This window comes from Eubacterium sp. BIOML-A2 (assembly GCF_009680135.1).
Lineage (GTDB): Bacteria > Bacillota > Clostridia > Lachnospirales > Lachnospiraceae > Faecalicatena > Faecalicatena contortus_B.
In genome coordinates this window covers 15107-38886 of record NZ_WKZK01000051.1, presented here as the reverse complement: position 1 = coordinate 38886, position 23780 = coordinate 15107, and the positions used below count along the sequence as shown (strand labels likewise).

General features: G+C 50.2%; 23 protein-coding genes and 1 pseudogene. 3 read left to right on the top strand and 21 right to left on the bottom strand.

The window, feature by feature from the left end; all coding sequences use genetic code 11:
- Nucleotides 1-444: 444 nt before the first annotated feature.
- The 14 genes and pseudogenes from GKG43_RS16680 to GKG43_RS16610 form a co-directional block, all read right to left on the bottom strand.
- Nucleotides 445-657, bottom strand: coding sequence for a helix-turn-helix domain-containing protein (locus GKG43_RS16680; protein WP_002586615.1), 213 nt, complete (start codon nucleotides 655-657; stop codon nucleotides 445-447).
- The gene (locus GKG43_RS16675) at nucleotides 650-1072 is read right to left on the bottom strand and encodes a sigma-70 family RNA polymerase sigma factor (protein WP_002586616.1); all 423 of its coding nucleotides are present in this window, start codon (nucleotides 1070-1072) and stop codon (nucleotides 650-652) included. Before GKG43_RS16675 ends, GKG43_RS16680 begins: the two co-directional genes overlap by 8 nt.
- A 171-nt stretch (nucleotides 1073-1243) precedes the next feature.
- A complete protein-coding gene (locus GKG43_RS16670; RefSeq protein ID WP_002586626.1) occupies nucleotides 1244-2011 on the bottom strand; it encodes a class I SAM-dependent methyltransferase in 768 nt (255 codons plus the stop codon).
- A gap of 50 nt (nucleotides 2012-2061) precedes the next feature.
- Entirely contained in the window at nucleotides 2062-3981 is a 1920-nt protein-coding gene (tet(W), locus tag GKG43_RS16665; RefSeq protein WP_002586627.1) for a tetracycline resistance ribosomal protection protein Tet(W), read from the bottom strand.
- Nucleotides 3982-4633: 652 nt separating this feature from the next.
- Nucleotides 4634-4762, bottom strand: a pseudogene (locus GKG43_RS16655) (Maff2 family protein); the annotation flags it as partial.
- Between the two features lie 217 nt (nucleotides 4763-4979).
- Nucleotides 4980-6743: a VirD4-like conjugal transfer protein, CD1115 family gene (locus GKG43_RS16650; RefSeq protein WP_129879428.1), complete on the bottom strand. Its 1764-nt coding sequence runs from the start codon at nucleotides 6741-6743 to the stop codon at nucleotides 4980-4982.
- Entirely contained in the window at nucleotides 6740-7222 is a 483-nt protein-coding gene (locus GKG43_RS16645; protein WP_129879427.1) for a PcfB family protein, read from the bottom strand. The genes GKG43_RS16650 and GKG43_RS16645 overlap by 4 nt, the downstream gene beginning before the upstream one ends.
- 39 nt (nucleotides 7223-7261) lie before the next feature.
- Complete coding sequence (locus GKG43_RS16640) at nucleotides 7262-7876, bottom strand: DUF3846 domain-containing protein (RefSeq protein WP_129879426.1); 615 nt, start codon at nucleotides 7874-7876, stop codon at nucleotides 7262-7264.
- Nucleotides 7877-7886: 10 nt separating this feature from the next.
- Complete coding sequence (locus tag GKG43_RS16635) at nucleotides 7887-8093, bottom strand: hypothetical protein (RefSeq protein WP_129879424.1); 207 nt, start codon at nucleotides 8091-8093, stop codon at nucleotides 7887-7889.
- 17 nt (nucleotides 8094-8110) lie between these two features.
- Nucleotides 8111-8989: a ParB/RepB/Spo0J family partition protein gene (locus tag GKG43_RS16630; protein WP_243125867.1), complete on the bottom strand. Its 879-nt coding sequence runs from the start codon at nucleotides 8987-8989 to the stop codon at nucleotides 8111-8113.
- A 51-nt stretch (nucleotides 8990-9040) separates the two neighbouring features.
- The gene (locus tag GKG43_RS16625) at nucleotides 9041-9940 is read right to left on the bottom strand and encodes a DUF6017 domain-containing protein (protein WP_129879420.1); all 900 of its coding nucleotides are present in this window, start codon (nucleotides 9938-9940) and stop codon (nucleotides 9041-9043) included.
- Nucleotides 9933-10220, bottom strand: a complete 288-nt coding sequence (locus GKG43_RS16620; protein ID WP_129879418.1) for a hypothetical protein — start codon at nucleotides 10218-10220, stop codon at nucleotides 9933-9935. The genes GKG43_RS16625 and GKG43_RS16620 overlap by 8 nt, the downstream gene beginning before the upstream one ends.
- 153 nt (nucleotides 10221-10373) lie before the next feature.
- The gene (locus tag GKG43_RS16615) at nucleotides 10374-10565 is read right to left on the bottom strand and encodes a hypothetical protein (protein ID WP_347562090.1); all 192 of its coding nucleotides are present in this window, start codon (nucleotides 10563-10565) and stop codon (nucleotides 10374-10376) included.
- Nucleotides 10565-10774: a transposon-encoded TnpW family protein gene (locus GKG43_RS16610; protein WP_129879416.1), complete on the bottom strand. Its 210-nt coding sequence runs from the start codon at nucleotides 10772-10774 to the stop codon at nucleotides 10565-10567. The genes GKG43_RS16615 and GKG43_RS16610 overlap by 1 nt, the downstream gene beginning before the upstream one ends.
- A 266-nt stretch (nucleotides 10775-11040) precedes the next feature.
- Here GKG43_RS16610 and GKG43_RS16605 point away from each other — a divergent pair, with 266 nt between their 5' ends.
- The 3 genes from GKG43_RS16605 to GKG43_RS16595 are packed head-to-tail and all read left to right on the top strand — an operon-like array spanning nucleotide 11041 to nucleotide 13914.
- Nucleotides 11041-11910, top strand: coding sequence for a sigma-70 family RNA polymerase sigma factor (locus GKG43_RS16605; RefSeq protein ID WP_347562088.1), 870 nt, complete (start codon nucleotides 11041-11043; stop codon nucleotides 11908-11910).
- Nucleotides 11911-11962: 52 nt separating this feature from the next.
- Complete coding sequence (locus tag GKG43_RS16600; RefSeq protein WP_129879414.1) at nucleotides 11963-12889, top strand: hypothetical protein; 927 nt, start codon at nucleotides 11963-11965, stop codon at nucleotides 12887-12889.
- Entirely contained in the window at nucleotides 12889-13914 is a 1026-nt protein-coding gene (locus tag GKG43_RS16595; protein ID WP_129879412.1) for a virulence RhuM family protein, read from the top strand. The genes GKG43_RS16600 and GKG43_RS16595 overlap by 1 nt, the downstream gene beginning before the upstream one ends.
- Before the next feature lie 52 nt (nucleotides 13915-13966).
- Here the strand turns inward: GKG43_RS16595 and GKG43_RS16590 are convergent, their stop codons facing one another.
- The 7 genes from GKG43_RS16590 to GKG43_RS16560 form a co-directional block, all read right to left on the bottom strand.
- Entirely contained in the window at nucleotides 13967-14341 is a 375-nt protein-coding gene (locus GKG43_RS16590; RefSeq protein ID WP_129879410.1) for a TnpV protein, read from the bottom strand.
- Between the two features lie 138 nt (nucleotides 14342-14479).
- Nucleotides 14480-14764 (bottom strand): DUF1700 domain-containing protein, encoded by a 285-nt coding sequence (locus tag GKG43_RS16585; protein ID WP_347562086.1) that lies wholly within the window; start codon nucleotides 14762-14764, stop codon nucleotides 14480-14482.
- The gene (locus tag GKG43_RS16580; protein ID WP_025655005.1) at nucleotides 14761-15084 is read right to left on the bottom strand and encodes a PadR family transcriptional regulator; all 324 of its coding nucleotides are present in this window, start codon (nucleotides 15082-15084) and stop codon (nucleotides 14761-14763) included. The genes GKG43_RS16585 and GKG43_RS16580 overlap by 4 nt, the downstream gene beginning before the upstream one ends.
- 523 nt (nucleotides 15085-15607) lie before the next feature.
- Nucleotides 15608-15883, bottom strand: a complete 276-nt coding sequence (locus GKG43_RS16575; protein WP_025655004.1) for a DUF1294 domain-containing protein — start codon at nucleotides 15881-15883, stop codon at nucleotides 15608-15610.
- 20 nt (nucleotides 15884-15903) lie between these two features.
- Nucleotides 15904-19611: a UvrD-helicase domain-containing protein gene (locus GKG43_RS16570; RefSeq protein WP_055150847.1), complete on the bottom strand. Its 3708-nt coding sequence runs from the start codon at nucleotides 19609-19611 to the stop codon at nucleotides 15904-15906.
- Nucleotides 19589-22951, bottom strand: a complete 3363-nt coding sequence (locus GKG43_RS16565) for a PD-(D/E)XK nuclease family protein (RefSeq protein WP_055150850.1) — start codon at nucleotides 22949-22951, stop codon at nucleotides 19589-19591. The genes GKG43_RS16570 and GKG43_RS16565 overlap by 23 nt, the downstream gene beginning before the upstream one ends.
- A gap of 63 nt (nucleotides 22952-23014) precedes the next feature.
- Nucleotides 23015-23722, bottom strand: coding sequence for a DUF5131 family protein (locus GKG43_RS16560; RefSeq protein ID WP_025655001.1), 708 nt, complete (start codon nucleotides 23720-23722; stop codon nucleotides 23015-23017).
- Nucleotides 23723-23780 lie beyond the last annotated feature (58 nt).

The following is a 23780-nucleotide window of genomic DNA, read 5'->3' as shown; positions in this document are numbered from 1 at the left end:
CACTCCCCAACAAGTTTCCCGCGAGGGGCAAAACTGCAGAATTGCGGATTTTGGCACCGTGGTAGAAACTTGCTCTCCGTGACTGCAAACTTTCTCTCACTTCCGTCCGCCACTTTTTTGGAAAACTGCAACCACAAAAGTTTGTTTCTCTTTTTCTGCTACTACTAATCCTGTAAAGGGCATTCCTGCCCGCTTTCGCTAAAATGACACCGGACGCAGTGGTTTCTACCCGGTGTTGGAGAAATCCTTTCTCTTTGCCCTCTACTACGGGTAAATGCTCCAAATGCCAAACACCAGGGCAGAAAAATTCCCTCCTCGCTTACTACTACAACCGGCAGGGGGCAAAATGGCCGGGAGCGGAGCCGGACAACAAAAAAAGCAGTAAATCTTTTTCAAGACTTACTGCTTTCGCTGGCCGCGTCGGTGGCGGCTGGTATTCAGTTTTTATGACTTGTCCGGTGGTTCGTCAAGCCGGAACTTGAATTGACAGTCAATTAACCGCTGCTTTACATAGTCCTCCACCTCGGCGTTGACCTGCCCGTTCACTTTTGAGAAATAGCGGATATATCCGGCGTAGTGGAGCAGGACAGCGTTCACGGCTTCTGGGTCGCCCTCACGGGCTTTGAGGATTGTTTCATAGGGGAGAAGTCTACTCATACCGGCTCACCCCCATTTCTTCGCGTAGCCGCTGCAAGGCAAGCTGGATATGCCGCCCCGCTGTGCTGCGTGACCGGCCAATACACGCGCCGATCACGCGCTGCGGCTGGCGCAGAAAGTAATAGCGCAGGATTTCTTCCCGCGTCTGCTCCGGCAAAACAGAGATCGCGTCGGCAAGGGCGGCGTTGCAGAGCAGGACGGTCTGACCGCAGACGGTAAATGGGTATTCCTCGTCCGGCTCCGACGCGGCAAACTGGACAAACTTCTCGTTCATCAGATAGTCAAGGGAAACTTGCCGTTCCCATTGCCGTTTAAGCTTCAAAATCTTGTCCAAGGCGGCACAGCGGATAACAGTCTTGCAAAAGGCGTTGTACCTGCGCTGGATATATTCTTGATAGGCTATCTGGTCGGTCATGGAAATTCCCCTTTCTGAATAATAGTGCGGGGCGGTGGCACTTCTTGCTGTCGCCCCTTGATTGCCTACCAGCAAAGGCGGGCGGGGCTGTCAACGGCTGCGCATATGCGCCGTTCATCTTGACCGTTGACTGGCTCGGCTGGGTTTGCTATTTACCCGACAAACTTGAATTTATTTTAAGCTATCACGTTTTACCTTCTTAAGCCTTACTATCATTACCATAGGAATTTCTTTGTTGGTTTTAAAACATTCTTCATAAAATCCATCAATGACAAATCCAGCTCTAAAACAAAGGTTAAAAATATCTTGTATGGAACGATGATAATAAATCTGCTCTTTCGGTTGCCCTTCAATCGCTATATCATAGTAACTGTGCGGTGTCATATATTTTTCAGTCAACGTGACAAAACAAGGGTGTTGCGTTGCAAAGACAAAAATTCCGCTTTCCTGCAACAGTTCATAAACAGCCATAAGAAGTGGTTCAATATCCGTAATATCCATAATTGCCATATTAGAAACTGCTTTCGTAAAGGCTCGATTTCTTTTTAATTCTAATATACTTTTTCTATCGGTCGCATCCGCCACACAAAATTCAATTTGTTTTGCATATTGTGATTGCCGTCTTTTAGCCAATTCTATCATTTTTTTGCTGTAATCAAAAGCGACAACCGAAGCGCCTCTTTGTGCAAGATACGAAGAATAATTTCCATTGCCACACGCAATATCCAAAATGTAATCCGCAGGATTAGGAGATAGAAGTTCCGTTACTTTGGGACGCACTACCTCTCTGTGAAATTCATTAGATTCGTCACCCATTGCATTATCCCAAAATTGTGCGTTCTCCTCCCAGATTTTTTTACTTTCCTCTGTTCCCATGTTCTCTCCCACTCCCCAAATTTGCTTTTTTGCTTCCATTAAATCTTCCTTACTATATTCCATTGTTACCCTCCATAACTTCTGATTGTTGCCGTCTTGACGATTATGTATCTTTACATTACCTTCTGAAACATATGGCGCACCTTGTCCAGGCGGCTGTTTGGACGGCGGGGCTGGATGACCGGCTGACCGACAGCGGCCTGATATCCTTTCAGCTCTGTAAGGCATACGCTCCGCCCGTTGGTGTAAAAGGCCAGATCAGTACGGTATGCCTGTATACAGCGGGCGGGAATCTCGCCAGTAAAGACAACTTCATCCTTTTTTACCTGGGCCGTTTCGATGGTGGCACAGTATTTCGGTGCATCATGATAAGCCCTGGAAAGGTATTCCTGGGGCGCATAGAGGATGAAGGAGAGATAAGGTTCCAGCAGCTGCGTCCCCGATTCCTTCAATGCCTGTTCCAATACAATCGGGGCCAATGAGCGGAAGTCCGCCGGCGTGCTGACCGGACTGTAATAAAGCCCGTATTCAAAGCAAATCTTACAGTCCGTTACGTTCCAGCCGAACAAGCCCTGCTCCAGCCCGTAACGGATACCATCCCTGACAGCGTTTTGAAAACTCTGGTTCAAGTATCCCAGCGAAACCCGGCTCTCGTATTGTACACCGGAGCCAAGCGAGAGTGGTGTAACAGACAGTCCTATGGATGCCCAAAACGGGTTGGGCGGCACCTCGATATGGATGGTGTGGCTGGCTGCTTTGAGCGGCCGCTCCATATAAATGACGGAGGGTTCCTTTACCACTGTTTCAAGCTTGTATTTTTCCGACAGCAAAGCGGAAACAACCTCCAACTGCACCCGGCCCAAAAAAGAAAGAATGATCTCATGGGTGATGGAATCCACTTCGCAACGCAAAAGCGGGTCAGTATCCGCAAGTTGCGTAAGAGCGTCCAGCAGCCGTTCTCTTTGCGCTGCCGTTTTCGGCGCAATCGTCGTCCGCAGCATGGGGAGGGGGTCCTCGCGCCACCTTTTACGAGGGAGCCGGGTTTGGTCCCCTAATACATCGTTTAACCTCACGCTGTCGCTGGGAAGGATAACAATTTCACCCTGATAAGCGGTGTCTGTCCGAACAATTTCCCCTTTGGATGGAATACGCATCTCTGTGATTTTCAGCTTTTCTCTCCCGGCCAGGGCCACCGTATCCCGCAGGCGCAGCGTTCCGCTGTATAACCGTAGATAGACACGCCGCTGGCCGCAATCGGTGTACTCAACCTTGAAAACGCTGCCGCATAGGGCGGCGCCCCCCTGTTCCCCAATCGGTTGGAACAGCCCTGTCACCGCATCCATCAACGGTTGAATGCCAAGGCCATTTTTGGCGCTGCCATGATAGACTGGGAACAGGGAGGCGTCTTGAACCCGCTGCTGTTCCTCCCGCGCAAGTTTTTCCCGGCTGATTGGTTCTCCTGCGATATACTTTTCCAATAATTCATCGTTATTTTCGATGACCGCATCCCATGCTTCTATGTCGGTATTTTCCTCCAGGACTATTTCCGGGGACAGCGACACCGTCTGCTTGATGATAATATCGGCGGAGAGCTTATCCCGAACAGACTGAACCACGCTCTGCAAATCAACGCCAGCCTGGTCGATCTTGTTGATAAAGATAACGGTGGGAATGTTCATTTTCCGCAGGGCATGGAACAGAATACGGGTCTGGGCCTGCACGCCATCTTTAGCGGAGATCACCAAGATGGCCCCATCTAAAACAGCCAAAGAGCGGTACACCTCCGCCAAAAAATCCATGTGGCCGGGCGTATCCACAATGTTAACTTTACATCTGTGCCACTGGAAGGAAGTGACTGCCGCTTGAATGGTAATCCCACGCTGCCGCTCCAAAAACATGGTGTCCGTCCTCGTTGTCCCTTTTTCGACGCTCCCCGGTTCTGAAATGGCTCCGCTGGCATATAGCAGGCTCTCCGTCAAGGTCGTCTTTCCAGCGTCTACATGGGCAAGAATTCCAATATTGATTATTTTCATGTGATTGTCCTCCCTTTACAGCCCCAAAGGGCATAAAAATCCCCAGCAGTAAAATACTTTTACCACTGGGGATTATAAGTTGCGGACATACACATATACAGCATACACCTGTTTGTGATTGCTGTTTTTGGGGATATGTCAAAATTGATAAGGCAAAAGTATTCTTAAATTGGGTACAAAAAACTAAGCCCCTACAAAAGGAGCTATCATAATCCTTTGTTCCCACTATTTGATTATAGTTTTATTTAAGAATACCTTGCCGCATATTTTTTACTCCTTTTCTGGATTAAATCATTGTATCACATCAGTTTTAGGAAAGCAAGTACCTAAAAGAAATTTTTCTTCCCCTTATATGTAACAATCATACCGGCTTCCTAGCGTTCAGAATGTTTTCTGCTGTCTGCTGTGGTGTTTGGTTGGAATTGTCCAACCAAAAGCCGATCCGTGGTGTTGTCTGCATTTTACTAAATACAAATTCAATGTATACAGAAAGATATAAGGAGTGGGAGGGATTCCGCCGTAGTTGGCATTGTAGGAAAATCCAAAAGTTTAGATTTTCCCACAATGCTTATCTTTTGGTCTTTGGTTCGGAATAGTGTAGTGCTGGCGGTCTATCTCTTGTTTTCGGTTGCTTGCTTCCTTACCGTACATGAGCATTCGCGCCGGGGTTGTCGTTGCCGTAGCCCTCCAGCAGGTTGATGGCTCCCCAGATGCCAAGACCGGCACCGAGGGCGATAACGAGGGTCTGGAGTACGCCGACTGCACTGTTGAAAAATGCCATAATGATTGTTTGCCGGAATCTTTGGGATGATTGGTCGGAAAGTCTCGCTTTTACTGCAAAAGCCGGAACGAAAACTGCGATGCAGCTCCCGATTCCGGCGTCTCCTTTCATTTTTTTAATTTTGATTGATCCGTTCCGACCCTGCAAGCGAGGAGGTGTCTTTTTATCGTAGGTATATATGAAAAGCCGCCGCTGTTACGGCGACGGGCTTGTGCGCTCAGACGCGGCCTGCGTCGAATACCTCGTAGGCTTCGTCTGCTTTCGGAACCAGCTTTGTAGAGAGAAACTTCTCTATATCAAAAGCGTTCTTGGGGTTCGCGTCCGAAAGATACTTGTAGTTGGGGTGCCTGGTGATGTCGTACTTATCCGAAAGGAAAGGACGCACACCGCGAAGCTGCAAGATGCACTTGCCGCCGTCGAGAACCGCCAGCTCGTCTATGGTGGCAAGCTCCTTGCCGAGCTTCTGGTAGTTCAGGCTGTGAGAGGTCTCACGCCCGCGGCTCTCGCCGGTATTGTAGGTGTCGATTGTCTCTTTACCGAGGGACTGCGACAGCTCCTTGAGTGTCGTCGGCTCCTTCCCTCCGAGAAAGATGGAGCTGTCACAGTTGCCGATGATGGTATCGGCGTTGTCCTTGTACAAAGCCTTTAGCTGAGATTGCGCCTGCAACACAAGGCAGGCGGAGATCTCGCGGCTTCGTATGGTCGCCATGAGCTTTTCCAGGTTCGGTATCTGCCCGATGTTGGCGCACTCGTCGATGAGGCACCGCACATGGACGGGCAGCCTGCCGCCGTACACATCGTCGGCTTTCTCGCACAGGAGATTAAAGAGCTGGCTGTAGATCATGGAGATCAGGAAATTGAACGTGCTGTCCGTATCGCTCATGATGAGAAACAGCGCCGTTTTTCTGTCTCCGAGGGTGTCCAGCTCCAGCTCGTCGTACATGGTGATCTCCCTAAGCTCCTGGATATCGAAAGGGGCGAGGCGAGCACCGCAGGAAATGTTGATGCTTTTCGCTGTCTTGCCCGCCGCCAATTTATATTTTTTGTACTGCCGCACGGCGAAGTGGTTCGGCTCTCTGGATTCCAGCTCCTTAAAGGCTAAATCCACGTTGTTCTCGAAGGTTTCATCATCTTCGCGCACCTCCATGGCATTGATAAACTCAATGAGCGTTGCGAAGTTCTGTTCCTCCTCCGGCGCTTCATAGTGGATATATCCGATGAGCGCCGTATAGAGCAGCGTTTCCGCCTTCTGCCAGAAATCGTCCCCGGATTTGCCGTCGCCCTTGGTGTTGGCAATGAGCGTCGTTACCAGCTTCAGAATATCCTTCTCCGAGTGGATATACGCAAAGGGGTTATAGTGCATGGACTTTTTGAAGTTGATGGAATTGAAGATTTTGACCTTATACCCGTTGCGGAGCATCAGGCGTCCGCACTCGACCGCTATGCTGCCTTTCGGATCAGTAACCACATACGAAGAATGGCATTGCATCAGGTTGGGCTTGAGCCAGAACCGTGTCTTTCCGCTGCCCGAACCGCCTATGATCATCACGTTTTTATTCCGTGCCGTCTTGGGGTCTTTCGGACGGTTAGACATCATCAGGCGTTCCGTCTGCGTGAGAATGACGTTGTTCTCAAACTTGGGATCGGCGTAAGGGGCAATATCTTCTGCCGTACCCCAACGCGCACTGCCGTATTCCATGTTTTTCCGAAATTTCTTTGCGTTTTTCCCTTTGACATACACGACCAGCCGGATGATGCCCGCGATCACGATACCCACGAGCAGGTCAGCCGGGTGAAAGCTGGGCAGCAGCGAGGAAAAGGCTTCTCCGAGACCTTGCGTGAGGAAACCGAGAAGCTTTGCGGATGCGTCCGCGCCCTCCGCCAGCCTCCATGCCTGTCCGAGCTTTGTCGCTATGAGGGCAATGAACGCATACGGGAGATTGGGCAGCACGATCTTCTTTATATTCAGCGGCTTCTTCATATCTCCAGCCCCTTGTCCTTGTTGCGTACCTTCGCAATATCCTTTGCGATCTCCGGCGCGCGGAGCGCTCTGAGCATCTTGATAACAGACGGCTTATCCTTGTTCTTTGCCTTTTTGCCGCTGTATTCGGTAAATGCCGCAGTAAGCGCATCCGCGTCCCGCGCCTTGAAAAAGACGAGGTACTTCGGAATCTCACTGGACTTATCCTTCTTGATAGCGTAGTCCACACCGTACTTTCGTGCCACGCGGTCAAAGCCCTTGATATTGCTTTCCGTGACTTCGATGTTGGACACGCCCTGGTTCTGTCCGACGAGCTGCTTTACCGTCTGCCTGCCGCTGGGCTTCACCTCCGCCTTGTTTTGTTTATGCGCCTTGCGGCTGGCAAGATATTTGCTGATTGCCGCTTTCAGCTCTCTGCCGGTCAGCTTGGCGGCGGAGATCATCAGGGTAACGGCTCTGTGTTCAACTTCCTCCTGCATGAGACATCCCTCCCTTCATGCGAAATAACAGAAGCATCGTCATCGCTCCGCTGCCGGCGCCGATTTGCCTTTGGTGGAGGCTTTTGCGGGTTCGGTGGGGATAGCCTTGATTTTGCTTCCCATCTTCAAAAAGGCTTCCGGCTGACGGAACTTGTCCTCATATTTCTTTTGCAGCTCCTTTGGGAGCGAAGCAAAGTCTTCCTCTCCCAGACCGCAGATGAAGAACTTTCCGGCGACAATATCGTAGATTTCGCCTTTTTCATCCCGCAGGGCGCGGTTCAAAGGCTTGCCCTCCTGCTTGGCTTCTTTTCCACAGATCAAAGCCACGGCGTCGTCATACGGATAAACCGCTTGAATATCTCCGTCCACGGCTTTCTGCAAGGAACTAAGGTCAGCGCCGATCCGCTCCATGCGCGGATACTGTCCCGGCTCCACCGTAAGGACTTCGATGGTATTGTCCGGCGCTCGTTCAGCGGAGATTTCCTTGCCGTCGTTGCTCTCAAACTCCACATCCACGAAGTTGTCTGCATCCAGCACATGGTCTCCGGCGCGCCACTGGTCGTTCACCATCTGCTCGGCTTCCTCCTTGGAGGAGGCTTCCACAGATACGGTGAGCTTCAGCGTTTCGGTGATCGTTACATCAAACTCCTTCATGCGCCGCACCTCATTCCTGCAAAAGCGGAAGGATGAGCTCCGCGACTGCCTTCAGCACGGCTTCGGCCTCTTCCGGGGGAAGCTCGGTGATTTCACCTTCATCCTCGTCCGGCATTTCATACGCTTCGTCGAAGCCGCTTTCAAAGAGACAGCCGCAGTCCTCGCAGCAGCCGCAGTGGATATGGATGTTGCCGTTGATTGTGATATTTACATTCATGGGATACCTTGCCTTTCTCAGCGCTCGTTCTGGCGCTGCCGTTTTTTCTGCCACTGTTCCAGCAGCTTAATGATGGTCTGCTGCATTTGCAGAGGCGTGTAGTTTCGGGGGAAGTATTTGCGAAGCACATCGTTGTCCAGCGTAATGCGCGTCAGGTCGTCCTTTTTGTCCTCGGACATGATGGCGAACATGGCCTCCTGTGTGCATTTACCCTCGCGGCTGAGCTTTTTTAACCGCTGTGCCTGGGAAAGAGAGGGGGTATTCTGCGAATAATCCATCGCGTCCAGAAACTGCCTCTGCTCGTCATGGGTGAGATATGACAGCTCCACGGCGGGGCTGAACGCGATCTCCTTGCTTTCCACCTTTTCCTGCACTTCCGGCAAGAGCTCCGTGAGGCGGATATAGCGGTGGACTTGTCTTTCGCTTTCATTCGCATCTGCACCGACCTTTGCGACCGCCCATGACGACTTCTCGCCAACTTGGCGAGAAGTGGACTTGTCTTCCAAATCCACACGTTTCCCCTGATGCTTCAGCGCTTCCAGCTTCATTTTGTACGCCTGCGCCCGTTCCATGGGGCTGATCGTTTCGCGTTGCAGGTTGCTGTCCACCATAAGGATCACCGCCTCGTCGTCGGTAAGATTGCGGACGATTGCCGGGATGGTTTTCAGTCCTGCAAGGTCTGCGGCGTGAAGCCGCCTGTGTCCGGCTACCATTTCATATCCGCCCTCCGGATCGGGACGGATGATGGCGGGGTTGAGAATCCCCACCTGCATGATGCTGTCTATCGTCTGCTGCATCAGCTCATCGTCCAGCACCTTGAATGGGTGGTTTCTGAACGGATGAATCTCCGACAGCGGTATCTGCTGTACCTGTTCCCGGGGTTCCTGCTTTGACACTGTTTTCACCTCCTCCTTGAAATGGCAAAAGCCGCAGGCATTGCCTACGGCTCAGATGAAGCCCTCCGACATATCGTGGCTGACGAGACTTCGGTAGTAGTTCCCAATGGTCAGAGGGGCGTTATACAGGGTTGCTAAGAGATACTGACGCATGTTGCGGATGCGGGTGGTGTTGTCCTTCAGACCGTCCATGACAAAGCGGATATGCTCGCTGTCCAGCTTCAGGAATTGACTCTTTACGACCTCCGCGGGCTTGTCATCCCCGGAGATACGGACGGTGCTCCTGGTTGTACAGACCGTATCCACCATGAGCTCCAGTATTTCCGTGAGAATATCCCGGTCAAGCGGATAGTCCTGCAAGAGAATCTCATACGAGATATTCCCCGAAAGGATTTCTCTGTATCGTTCTCTCTGATCTGCATCGCTTCTTTTCGTTTCCTGTCCGTGATCCTCTCTGAACGAAGTGAAGGGAAAAGAATCAGTATCACTAAATTCAGTATTATTATACTCAGTATTATTAGATCGTGATTTTAACGGTTCTTGATCCGTGATTTTCACTTCTCCAGAATCGTGATTTTCACGATTCAAGAAACGTGATTCCAAGGGGGTAACGAAGTTCTTCACGTAGATTAGATTGGGCTTGCCGAGACCCTGCCGCTTTCGCTCAATGAGTCTGCATTTGCTTTCCAGCTCATGCAGGAGCTTTCCGGCTTTCTGATCGGCGCAGCCCATGGCCGCCATGATGTCCTCAATGGTGAAGATGATATACACCCGGTTTTCTTTATCCTGCCAGCCGTTCTTTGCCGAAAGGCTCATGCGGTCAAGCAGAAGACCGTAGAGCACCTTGGCTTCTGCGGAGATATTCTTAAACCGTTCCTCCGTGAACAGCACCTTGGGGATGCGGTAGAAAGAGAACTGTTCCGACTCCGCGCCGTAGAAGTAGTCATACATCGGGGCCGTCACGCTCCTTCAAGATTCCCACGGCGCGCATGACCTCCTTGGTACACCACCCGATACAGGGAGAATCACGCCCGTAGGGACAATTTCTGCACTCCGAAACAGGTGTGGTATTCTCTTTATCTTCATCATCGCGGAACTGAACTGCATCCCTTTGATCTACCGGACAGCAGCAGCCGTCAGGGTAGACGCAGCCTCTTTTCCTGCCTTTCCAGTACAGACAGTACCGGCAGTCATATACGTTGTAGTCCCACGACTTGCCATACGCTCTCACGCTCACACCTCCTTCCGCCCGCGTCTGGGCAAAAAAATAGCGCGTCTGCCAACCCAATGCGTCACTTTGGGTAACAGACGCGCTATGTACGATTCGATTGTATTTATGTGAAAAGGCTCAAAAACGCTGGATTTCCAGCACTTTTTTGAGCCTTTAGTTTATTAGTCCTATTATTACAGGGGCGTCCGTATAATGGACGCAGTCAGTATAGCCCTGCTGGGCAGCGTAGGCTTCGAGATAGCTTTTTTGATTGATGATGGAATTGCTATCCCCGGTCAGGTCATCGTCTCGGGATAGTCTTTCATAAAGAGCTGTGATCTTTCCTTCAGTCTGTAATCGTGCCATTAGGCGCTCCTTTCAGACTGTCGGCTCATTTGTGGTACAGCCATTATATCATAAGTTCCGTCGTTTGTAACCATCTCATTGCGTACAATCCGTAAAATTTTATCCTCCATGCTCTCACTGCTGTTTTCGTTGAACATTACCTTGACCTTGTAGACAGTTCCGGCAATTCGCCGGGTCATATACGAAGCATTGTTTTCTGTTTGAACCATAGGCATTCTCCCTCCCTGAGTTGAAAATTTCATAGTTTTTTGGTAAACTGACTGTAGTTCCGGCATTTGTAAGCCGATGGTGTCTTATATCTTTCTTCCTATCACCGCCGCCTCCGCGTCCTCCTTTCCCTGTGTGCTGCATGGAGAAAGTAATCGCAGTAACACTACTTACAATTACTTCTCTGCTAATAGGAGAAATACGGGGTGCAAAACGGAACTGTTTTTGAAATAAAGATAAAGATTTTTTTGAGGGAGGTGAGGTCGCCGTGGCAGAAGACAAGAACAAGCGAAGCATGGAGCAGGATGACTTCACCGAATGGGAGGATGCATCCGACCAGCCCATAGCCGATGAAGCATTGGAGAAAGCCCTTGCCGCTGAACGTGCCCTTGAGCTGGCAAGCGAGCTGGAGCAGGACGAGAATCCGAGAGACTACACGCAGGAGCTGGAGGACGAGGAGGAAGAAGCCGCTCCAACCAGCGAAAAGCGGCTGAAGCGGCAGATGCAGGCCGAGGCGCTTGCCCGTCTGGAGGATGCGGCAAGAACGGAATCGGATTTCCGGTATATTATCAGCGAATGGGACAGGCTTGACCGAAACAGGGAGCGCAGGGAACGCGACCATGAGAATCTTCGCGGGGATGTTCCTCTTGAATACATGGCTGTACCTGATCCGAAGGTCATTCCCCTGTGGATGAATCTTCCGAAGTTCCGGCAGCTCAGCCGGGGCGACTTTCTGGACATCATCTTTTCCTGCCCCTATGAAATGCACGAACTGACGGCAAACCGATTCATCTCCGAGCTCATCCGCGAGCTCAGCGACGAGCACAAGGAAGTGCTGTATTACCTGTCTTTAAGGCAGTACAGCACTGCACAAGTCGCCGCCATTCGCGGGCAGACCGACCGCAATATACGAAAGCTGCGGAAAACAATCCATAAAAGTCTCCAGCGGAAGATGTATAAGCATCTGTGTAAAAAGCTGGAGAACGGCGGCAGCTTGACCCTGCGGGAGCGCCGGTTCATAGAGGAGTTCAGCGCATTGCAGAAAACACAGGGCAAAGGCGCTGTAATACGCCGGGAGAACAAAACAAAGCCGAGAAAAAAGAAAGCCGCCCTTGACGGAAGCAAGGACGGCGAGTAAAATAGTAATATGCTTACAAGATACTTAGGTTACAACAGAAAGGGCGGATTCCATGAACAACTTATTTGCGCAGTCCCGTTCCCATTGGGTGCGGTATGACCGCTATGAGATAAAGACCGGAAAAGACGGGAAACGGTATATTACCCCGGAAAAGACAGCAAAACCCGATGTATATAACCCGCTCAAGGATTCGTCCGACATGGTTCTGGAAGCCATGAACGTAGGGATGCTGATGATGAACCGCAAGCCGGAGGACGAGATCGAAAAGGCGGTCATGGCCTTTGTTACCCATTACGGTCTGCTGGGGCTTATGACGGCGCTTCCCACCACGCCTTCCTTTATGGACTATGAGGCGGTCTATCTGCCGAAAAATCATTTCATAAAGGCGGAGTCCATGGGGACGGAGGAATACCTGTCGCTGTTCTATCCCTTTGACAAGCTGGACGTGGTAAAGCAGGGGGTGGAGTCCAGCTGGAACGTATCCGGCGACAGGACGATGATCGCGCTGACCATGACGTTTATGGACGAGCCTATGGCGAAGAACATGAGCTTTCAGCGAGAATACGCCGAGCCCTACGACTGGGTGCTTCAGCAGTTCAAGGACTGGGCGTTCACACTGAGCACGTCCATCCTGTACTACAACGATTATGATTCCATAGATGAGGACACGAGGAATCTGTACCGCAAGGCAATGGCGGCGTTCGGAGGCATTGCGCCGACCTATCATATAGAGCTGCTGGACAAACCCACCATCTACTGGGACTTCCATTCTCTGCTGCTCGGCATCCAGATGATGTTCAGCTTCATGCTGGTGGATGAGATGAAGCCTCTGCGCCTGTGCAAGCACTGTCAGAAGGTATTTCTCGGCAACCGAGCCAATTCCGCCTTTTGCAGTCCGCGCTGCAAAAACCAGTATAATGTGTATAAGAGCCGGGCGAAGAAAAACAATTCTGCCTATGATGAGGATGGTGATCTGTAATGGCTGATAAAAAGAATAATAAGCTGCAAATCCGAAACAGTACAGTGGATTTTCTTGTATTTACAAAAGACGCACAAGAGGACGGTATTGAAGTCCGTGTGCAGGATCACGATGTATGGCTGACGCAAAAGGCAATCGGGCAACTGTTTGACGTGGACAGAAGCGTGGTCACAAAGCATCTGAGAAACATCTTTGAAAGCGGCGAATTATCCGAGGATTCAGTTTGTGCAAAATTTGCACAAACTGCGGATGACGGAAAAACCTACCAATATAAGTTTTATTCCCTGTCCGCCATTATTGCTGTCGGATACCGCATAAACTCTGGCAGGGCAACACAATTCAGACAGTGGGCGACAAAGGTGCTGGACACTTTTACGAAACAGGGTTATGTTCTGGATAAGAGCCGACTGATTAACGGTCAAATCTTCGACGAGGACTATTTTGACCACCTGATCTCCGAGATTCAAGAAATCCGGGCAAGTGAACGCCGTTTTTATCAGAAGATAACGGACATCTATGCGACTGCCGTTGATTATTCCGTTGACAGCCAGATCACAAAAGATTTTTTCGCCACGGTGCAGAACAAGATGCACTATGCTGTTCACGGCAATACAGCGGCGGAGGTTATTATGGAACGGGCAGACCACACAAAGGAGCATATGGGCCTGACCTCATGGCGCAATGCTCCCGATGGAAAGATCGTAAAAGCGGATGTCACCATTGCAAAGAACTATCTTTCCAAAGGTGAGATACAGGAACTGAATGAAATCGTGACCATGTATCTTGACTATGCCACCAGACAGGCCCGACGGCATATACCTATGACAATGATGGATTGGGCTTCCAAGCTGGATGCGTTCCTGCAATTCAACGATGCGGATATTCTGCAAGACAAGGGAAAGGTTACTGCCGCAATCGCTAAGGCTTTTGCTGAGAGCGAGTTTGAGCAGTATCGGGTGATACAAGATCGCCTGTACCAAAGTGATTTTGACCGCCTTGTTGCCAGCACGGAAGAAAAGGAATGACCCGAAAAGAAATTGCCCGTTATCAGCACGAAGCCGATAACGGGCATTACCTTTATGCATATACAAGCTCTGTTAGGATGACTTCCTCCGCGCGGTTGCGGATAGAGTTTCGGCGGCGGACCCATTCCATCTGATTAGCGGCTTTGAGGGCTTCGGTGACGCCCTCCTGTTTCATCAGGGCTTTCTCGATGATCTCCAGCCGGTCATTGCAGGAACGGTCGATCTCGACAAGATGCTTCCAGAGAGTCCCATCGGTCATCATACAGGTGTACAGGGCGCGACGGTGTTCCTTCAAGTATTGTTTCCGCATTCGTCCATATTTGCCGACCTGATAGTCCTCTGCATCAGGAGGCAGGGACAGATTCGGGAGAAGATAATCTCCCTCCCGGCGGTATGTACCGCCCATTTGTTCAAAAATTGATTTCATGAGCAAGGCTCTCCTTTCTGTGATATAATGCTGTGCAGTTAGAGGTCTGCGCCTGTTTTTCGCTCCTTTCCTATAACTGCAACGCTATTCACCACAAATGAGCCGCAGTCATATGTATTAGGTAGCAGAAACTACCCTTTACATATTAGCTCTTGTTGCGGGATTCTCTTTTTTCTCAAATCTGGAATCGCTGTAACCGTTCTCTGTAAATTCACCGTTTTCACTGCTTCCGCCCTTTAAATCCGCTTTGATCGTAGCTGCAACCTTTTCCGGGCTGCCAAGTTCGCTGATGACTTCCGCTTCGTGCTCCTCTCCGGCATCCTCAAAATAATCGGTATAATACTGCAGCGCTGCTTCCCGCTCATCTACAGGAATGCCGGTGAGCAATCTTTCAAGTTTTTCCATAAATTCGTTTCGATTCATGCCGTAACACCTCCCTCAAATATCTCGTTAATCTTACTGGAATAATTCTTCCACTCTATTCTGTATAAATTCAGCTGAGCCATTCCTTTTTCTGTTACTTTGTAGTATCTCCTGTTTCTCCCATCAAACTGCCTGTCATATACTTCCAGACATTCGTCTTTCTGCAGCCGTCTGAGCACAGGGTATAGTGTAGATTCCGATACTTCAATAACCCGGCGGACATCCTGGGTTATCTTATAACCATACGTCCCTTCTTTCTCCCGTGATACAACTGCAAGCACAATTGCATCCAGCAGTGCTGCTCCGGTGTTAAATACCATGTTATCACTCCTTTTTATAATATTATGATACTGTTAATATTATGAAATTGTTAATATTACTATTTCATCAATATTATTAACTTTTCTATATTATACGATATATAATATCACCTGTCAACCATTATTGTATTCTTTCGGGGGAATTTTTGGGATGGTATGGGGACGCCGCGGGAACCGGACATAGGGGTGGTGGAGGCGGGGTATGGCTGTAAGATGCAGTAAAGTAAAATAGAACGAAAACCGGGGCAGCCTGGACACATCACCCGAAGCCCTTATGGGGGCTTCGCGCGCTGGGTCCAGGGATTCTTTTGATTCGGTATCAAAAGAATCACCCCGGTTTTCGTTCTATTTTACTTAACTGCCTCTAACAGCCATCCCCATGCTTCCGCCCCCCCTATGTCCGGTTCCCGCGGCTGGCTCATCCGATCGGGAAAAAATTTTGTGGGAGGTATTGGGGGCGCAGTGGATGGAGAATGGCGGTTGCGTTTAGTGCTGGGAGGAGATAGTTTTTTAGGTATGCTATTTATGCTGCACTGCTCCAATATATTACTATTCCCGCTGCCTGCAGCATCATAATGCAGGGGATTCCGATTCGGAATAGGGGTTTTCTTGTTTTGTGATGGAAGATCTGCATACCTAGCAGCGCTCCCGGGGATCCGCCAAGCAGCGCCAGGAGGATCAGGGTTTTTTCCGGGATCCTCCATTTGTTTTTTTGCGCCCTTCTTTTATCATCCCCATAGGTAAGGAATGCGATGACGTTTATGATGATGATTGCTGTTGTAATATAAGGATAGTTCATGGCACACTCCTTCTTTATTTTTATACTTGTATCTCTTTTTCCAGTGTGAAGGAATAGATGATTTTTTCCTTTACTTTTTTTCCCAGAAGCTGTTCCAGCGCCTGGGCATAGTAGTCCAGCTGGGCATGATATTTTTCCTGCAGCTCACGGGCTGTTTTTACTTTGTCTGTTTTGTAATCCAGTACGACCAGCTCTCCGGCTTCCTCGAAGTATACATCGATGATACCCTGTACCAGGATCGTCTCTTCAGTGGCTTGGCCGGGGTAGATTTCACGGGCGTCCACTCCCAGAACGAATGGCTGTTCTTTTTTCAGCTGGCGATTCCGGGCCGCATTGTGCATACGCAGTCCACTCTCACAGTGTAAAAAGGCCAGTATGTCCGGAATGCGGATGCATTCTGCCATCTCGTCCGACAGTTTTCCCTCCGCCTGCAGGTCGGTAATTTCTTTTTCCAGAGTATCCGCATCGTAATCCAGGGAAAAGTCCAGTAATTCCAGTAGTTTATGATATGCACTTCCCCTGGATGCCCCCGTAAGCTCGGCTGATTCCTTGAGAAATTCCGGAAGAAGCGGCACGATATCCGGTTCTTCGTATAATTCTTCTCCCGATTCCTCCGAGAGATAGGCACGCTTTTTCAGCTCGGATACCGTGAATTTAAGCTTTAGTTTCTGCTCCTGCCCATAGGGATACGTATACTCCAGCTGTTCGGGCAGTCTCTCATGAAGTGCTTTGTGATAGATATGTTCCGTGTTCCAGTGCTCCAGGACATCTCTCGCCAGGCTTTCTGCCTGCTGTTCCACCGTATCTGCGGCGGCGGTGTCCAGACAGTCTGTAATCGCAACTTCCAGCGGGACCTCGTCCGTAATCCGTGGAATCAGCGGGAGTATCCAGTCCAAATAGGTGCGCGCACCAGAAAGCACATAATACGGCAGGGGCAGGGTCTTACCGCCTGCAGCCTGCTCTGCCCGATATTGCTCAAGCACTTCTCCGGCATGGGGCAGCCCACCCGTCATGATCAGCTTTTCCTTTGCTCTGGTTAGGGCCACATAGAGTACCCGCAGTTCCTCCCCCAGATTTTCTCTGGTAATCTCTTCCTGGATTACCTTCTTTAATATAGTAGAAATCCTGGTTCTTTTTTCCAGATTAATTGCGTCTATACCAACGCCCCACTCCGGATGTATTACGATACTTCCTTTTACATCCTGGGTATTGAACTGTTTCCCCATACCGCATACAAATACAATGGGAAATTCCAGGCCCTTACTCTTGTGGATCGTCATAATCCGCACCGTATCAGACTGTTCATCGGCTATATTGGCTTCCCCAAAGTCAACATCGTACTTCTTCAGCTGTTCAATGTAGCGTACAAAGTTAAAGAGCCCTTTATAGCTCGTGCCTTCAAATGCAGATGCCTTTTCCACCAGCATTTCCACATTTGCTTCACGCTGCGCCCCGCCCGGCATGGATGCGATATAAAGGCCGTAGCCCGTATCTTCGATAATCTTCCAGAGCAGATCATGTATTGCAGTATAAGGAACCATTTCCCGGAAATATTCCAATTTTTCCAGAAATGCCTGCAGAAGCTTTCGGAGATCTCCGCCTTGCTCTTCGGCATGTGCATACTCCAGGACTGCCTCATAATAGGGAAGTTCCGGATATGCATTGCGGATGTCCGCCAGCTGCTGCGCGTTCAGCCCTGCAAACGGGGAGGTCAGTACAGCCGTCAGCGGCAGCTCCTGCATGAAATTATCCAGAATTCTTAAGTAATCCAGCAGGACGCTCACCTCATAAGTTTCAAAATATCCTTCGCGGCTGCCGGCATAGGCGGGAATCCCTTCCTCCCCCAGCACTGCCGCGAAGACATCGGCCCATCCCTTGATGCTTCTGGTCAGAATCACCATATCTTTATACCGGGGCGCCCGGTAAGTTCCGGATGCTTTGTCCAGAACCCGGCCGCTTAGCAGAAGTTCTTTTATACGGCGTGCTACAGCACGGGCCTCCCTCTCTCTGCCGGATTCTCCGGTTGTCCCGGCAGCCACAGTTCCCGAAGCCGGTTTTTCCCCTGTTTCTGCCCCGGGATCCTGTCCCGGTCCTTGCCCTGATTTTGAATTATTTTCTCTGGCCACGCCGTCATCAGACGTATCTACCAGGATCAGCTCCGCCCGATTAATACTCCTTTTCTGCCCGTCCAGCTGCGGTTCAAAGGAAGCTCCTGGATAGAGCGCAGCCTGCTCGTCATAACAGATGCCGCCCAGCTCCCTGCGCATGATCTGTTCAAAGATAAAGTTGACGCTCCCAAGCACTTCCTCCCTGCTCCGGAAATTCTTATGCAGGTCAATCCGCTGCCGGTCGCTATCCTCCTGGCTGTATGTCTCATATTTTTCCATAAACAGTTCCGGCCTGGAAAGGCGGAACCTGTAGATGCTCTGCTTTACATCCCCCACCATGAAAATGTTATTTCTGCCCTTGCTTACCGTAGACACGCTGGTCAAAATAGCTTCCTGTATCAGGTTGCTGTCCTGGTACTCATCGATCATAACTTCCAAAAACTGTTCCTGATATTCCGCTGCCGCAAGTGAAGGCACAAGCCTTCCCTCTTCTTCAATAGTCAGAATCCGCAGGGCAAATTGTTCCATATCGCTGAAGTCTATCATATTTTTGCTCTGCTTTTTCCGGGAAAATGCTTCGGAGAACTGCTTCACCAGATCTGTCAGCACCTGCATGGAATCCGCAGATTCCTCCATGTCTTTCAGGATTTCTTCCGGCGCTTCATAGAAGTACATTGCGGTAATATCCTTCATCATTTTCTTGACTTTTTCACGCAGAGCTTTCACCTGATCCCTTTTATCCACATCCACAGAATCATCTTTCTTTGCTGAAAGACGCTTCCACGCAATACCCTGCACGACTTCGTGCATCCCAGCAAAAGACTCCTGATTCAAAAGATTTTCCAGGCCTGCGCTGTCAGATTCCAGCATCTCCCCATACATATAAGGACCATCGGGCAGCCCGCACAGGCGCAGACCTTCCTCCAGGATCAGCAGCATGTCCCCTGTTTTCTGACGGACCAGTACTTTCACGCGCTCCATGCAGGCCGGCTCCGTACTGGCGCCGTCACCCTGCCCGGTCCGGTAACTCCTTACACATGCATCCAGCCATAGTTCCGGCTGTGGATAACTTCTGGAATAATCATATAGCTTTAAGATAATCTCTTCGATTTTTTTATCATTTCTGCCCGTGCCGAACTTCTCTACAAACTCGAGAAACGAAGTCTCCGCATTTATATAGCATGCTTCTAATAATTCATCGAGAACATCCTGTCTGAGGAGCTTTAGTTCTCCCTCCTCAGCGATGCGGAAACTCGGGTCAATATCCAGGATATGAAAATGCTCCCGTATTACGGACAGACAGAAGCTGTGAATGGTTGTGATCTGCGCGCTGTGGATCAAGGTTGCCTGCCGCTGCAGGTGTACGTCTTCCGGGCGTTCCTCCAGCGCCTGCTCGATCGCCCCGCGGATACGTTCCTTCATCTCCGCAGCTGCCGCCTCTGTGAATGTCACGATCAGAAGCCGGTCCACATCTACAGGTTTCTCCGGATCTGTCAGCATCCGGATGATACGCTCAACAAGAACCGCCGTTTTTCCGGAGCCTGCTGCTGCCGAGACCAGAATATTCCGCTCTCTCAAATCAATAACTTTCTGCTGTTCACTGGTCCATCTCACGTCCATTTTCCCGCTGCTCCTTTCCGTCCTGTCTCATTCTCTCTACCGCTTCTTCCCTGTCCAGCTTTTCCATTTTCCGATATTCACATCCCTCAACGCGTACATCAAAGCCGCAGATATCCCGGTACGCACAGTAATCACAGCCCGTCTCTCCCCCCAGTTCATAGGGCAGGGCCTGTGCCTCCCCGGACAGGATTCTTCTCTTAAGCTCCTGCTCTTTTCTTTTTGTGTAAACCAGAAGCGTATGAAAATCTTCCGGAGCAAGCACTCTGGAATACCGGTTCAGGCTTCCGTCTTTATTCTTCCCTACCGGAATTAAATTTGATGTTCCCGACAGCCCCCTTTCCAGGTGCTGGATCACTGCCTCATCCGCATTGACAAGGCCGTCCAGTTTCAGTTCCTTCAGAAGTTTTTCCTGCAGGACCGCTTCATTTTTCTCCTTCTCCACGATCGGATCCTTCATGCGGTAATAAAAGATGCCGGCAGGCAGAATTTCCCGCCCGGGATACTTTCTTTGTTCTATGTCCATGGCCGCATTCAAATACACGGGCAGCTGCATCTGCAGCCCGTGATAAAATGCAGTAATGTCAAAGCTTTTAGAGCCGGTTTTATAATCCGTTACTTTTACATAGATTTTTTCTTCGTCCTCGCAGGTATCAATCCGGTCAATCTTCCCGCTGCCAAACTTCATCTCATAACCGCTCGGCACAAAATCCCCCTTTTTCAGCTGCTCTGTCAGAGCCCACACCGACCGGTGGATCAGCTTTTTAATACGGGTGATCATATATTCATTGCGCGCTGTACTGTAAAGAACCGTGTTGCCATAATCCACAATACTTTCCTCCACGCTTTCCTCGATCAGTTCTGCACGCATGTCTTCCGGCATTTCCGTCCACAAGACCTGGTTCATCTCTGCTTTTTTGGCAAAACGTTCCATTGACTGGTGGGCAATATTTCCCAGATCCATAGCCTCAAACTGATATGCTTCCCTGTCAGAAAGGCGCAGTCCATAGTTCAGAAAATGCGCATATGCACAGGAGGCGAACCGCTCCAGCCGGGTTACGCTGAAGCGGGAGGTATCCCCGTACATCAGTCCCGCAGACGCCGGGGAAAGGCGCTCCGGTTTTTTTACAAAGAAAGCGGCATCCAGTACTTTTCCGGTTTCTTCTCCGTGCTTCACATACCAGGTATAAAGTTCCTTCCACTCATCAGTCACCCCTGCCGCCCGGTCCCGCAGGCCCCGGATAAGATGGTCCACAGCGGTCCTGCCCGTCAGCTCCATATCCGCAACGCCTTTCATTTCTTCATCCACGATTTTAAGCTGCGGGTAGAGACGCCGTATATCCTGTACAAGGTAAGCCGGCCGGAGCGTTTTTCCCTCGGCTGATACCCTGCTGAATGAAATGGACAGATAGTCCGTCGGCTTTGTCAGGTTCATGTACAAGTAAAATTTCTGAATATAGGTTTTTTCTTTTGCTCCCGGGGAAAGACTGAGTTTCCGGCTGGCAAAATGCTCCCGGTCCCGTTCGGACAAAAGACCTCCCTGCCCAAGATTACCGGGAAGCAGTGTATCATTCGCCCCTACAAAAAAAAGAGCCTTGATATCCTTCAGACGGGTTCTCTCCACATCCCCGATAACCACCTGGTCCAGGCTCGGCGGAATTACCCCCACCTTGGCCTCCTCAAGCCCGGCATCCAGCAGTTCGCAGTATTCCTTCAGTGATATTCTTTCCTCCCCCAGCAGCTCAACGAATTTATCAAACAGTTCTATTGTAATACGGTAGACCTGGGCATATTCCTTAGCAAGTGCCAGTTCTCCCTGCTCCTGAAAACGGTTCTCCATCTCTTTGAGGCGGATCTGCGCCTGCTGCTCCGCAAGAAAATTATATACTGCTTCCGTCACGTCTTTTACCGTTTTGTTCCTCTGCTTCAGTACAGATACAAGAGAATCCAGCTGTTCTACAAAACGAACTCTCAGGCCGTTTAGCTCAGCAAGCGCGCTTTCCTCCATTCCAGCGGTACGCCGCACCCAGACAGACTGCCATTTTTTATAGCCTTTCAGCCCCAGGGCCAGCACATAATTTTCCATCCGGTCAATTTCCCGGCGGGTAAATCCTGCAAGCCCCGTCCTGAGATACCGGAAGACGCTCTCATAGGAAAAACTCTGCTCCGCCATTGCGAGAAGGCTCCTCAAATATTCTACAAAGGCATTCAGCAGAATACTCTTTTTATGGTCCATGAATATCGGAATATCATACGTGTCACAAGCTTTCTCCAGACAGGCCGCGTAAGCGTTCATATCGCTCGCAATCACCGCAATGTCCCGGTATCTGAGGTCTTTTTCCCGCACCAGATACCGGATCTGTGATGCCACATATTCTGATTCCTGTTTCGGATTACGCGTGATATGGACGGAAAGGACCTCCTGTGCCTTATCATACTGATTTTTGGAATACCGAAACAGCTCCGCTTCCAAAAATCCCAGCACCTCGTTCTCTTTAAACCGGTAAAACGGCCGCTCATACAGGCAGACCGCATCCTCAACCTCAACCCGGTTCTCCCGGGCGGTACGCACAAGGCTTGTCACCATCTGACGGCTCAGGGCAAACAGCTGATAGGGATGGCTGTACACATAGGGATCCTCCCGCGAATCCATCACCGCCGTGACGGCGACTGTTCTGCATACCCTCATCAGTTCCCCCAGCAGCTTATTCTGTACCGGAGTAAAGCCGGTGAATCCATCCAGCACCACGACACTGTGTCTCAGCAGTTCCGAATGGGGCACCGCTCCGCTCAGCACGTCCAGCAGCTCTTCCTTTGTGATATACTTGTCCGCAAGATAATTTTCAAATCCCTCGTATACCTTGCGGATATCCTGCAGCTTATAATAAAGATAGCTCTCCGGTTCCAGCCCTTCCATAAACTCATCCAGCTTTTCAAACCCGATCCCATACTGGGTGAACTCCGAGATCACTGACTTCACCTCGCTGATATAGCCCTGCTTCTTCAGATTTCCGCGCAGCACCTTCAGCTCGTTTTCATAGTCCCCCGCAATTTTACGCAGAATCAGATTCTTTCCCTCATCATCCAGAACCCGCTTCGTATCCTGCCCGGTCTCCTCAAAGATCCGGTGCGCCAGCCGCCCGAAGCTCAGAACATCAATATTCATGATTCCATGCCGGGGATGCAGTGTACACAGATCCTTCTGCGTCTGCATCGTAAACTGCTCGGGCACCAGTACCAGATAATTTAGGTCCGGGTGATTCATAGAATCTTCAATCACCTTTTGATATAAGTAATGAGACTTTCCTGAACCGGAATTCCCAAAAATAAATTGTAAAGCCATCCATACCTCCTAATATATAAAAACTTCAAAGGGGTTCGTCCCCTTTGCGGCGGGGTCTGCCCCCTATACATTGATTCCGGCTTTCCTAGCCTGGCTCCCCAGATCCCGGACCGCCAATCTGTACATTTTTCCGTCCTTGATAAAGTGTGTGCCGCACTGTCTGAATTCGAAATGTGTTCCTGCCCTGATGCACTGTTCCCGCAGAGAAAGTATCCATTCATAATCCAGCGGCCGCGCATTTTTGTCGGATTCCCCGCCCGCCACGACCAGCTCCACGCCCTCCAGGTACTGCTCCAGCCGGATACCGCCAATAAGAGGCTGGCAGATGATGTTCTTATGCCTGATAGGAAGAACGGAAAATATGGACAGCCTGGCATCTGCCATCTCTTGATTCTCTATGGTACATCCCACCGTGACATTCTCATAGCCGTCTCCCCAGTCCTTTGGAATACACTGCAGAAACCGTTCAATTCTCTTTGTCAGAAACAAAAAATGCAGATCCTGGCGCTCCCGGATCATATCCCAGCATTCTGCCCGCCATTCATCCGCATCCCCGAGCAAAAAGTCCGACGAAAAACAGACATATACCGTTTGACCCGATTTCATCTTATAATCACCGGACTTCTTCTTCTCGACCGGAGCATAAAAATTGTCCGTCCGCACGACCTGATCCGTATCAACCCCTTTTTTGCTATCTCCTTTATGAATATAACAGTACTTACATCCTTCGCTCTTTCTGTGGCATCCACGCCACGGATTCCACATTGCCATCAATCCGCCTCCCCTTATTCCGACGCCGTCTGCGTCCCCTTCTATGTTCTAGTCACCT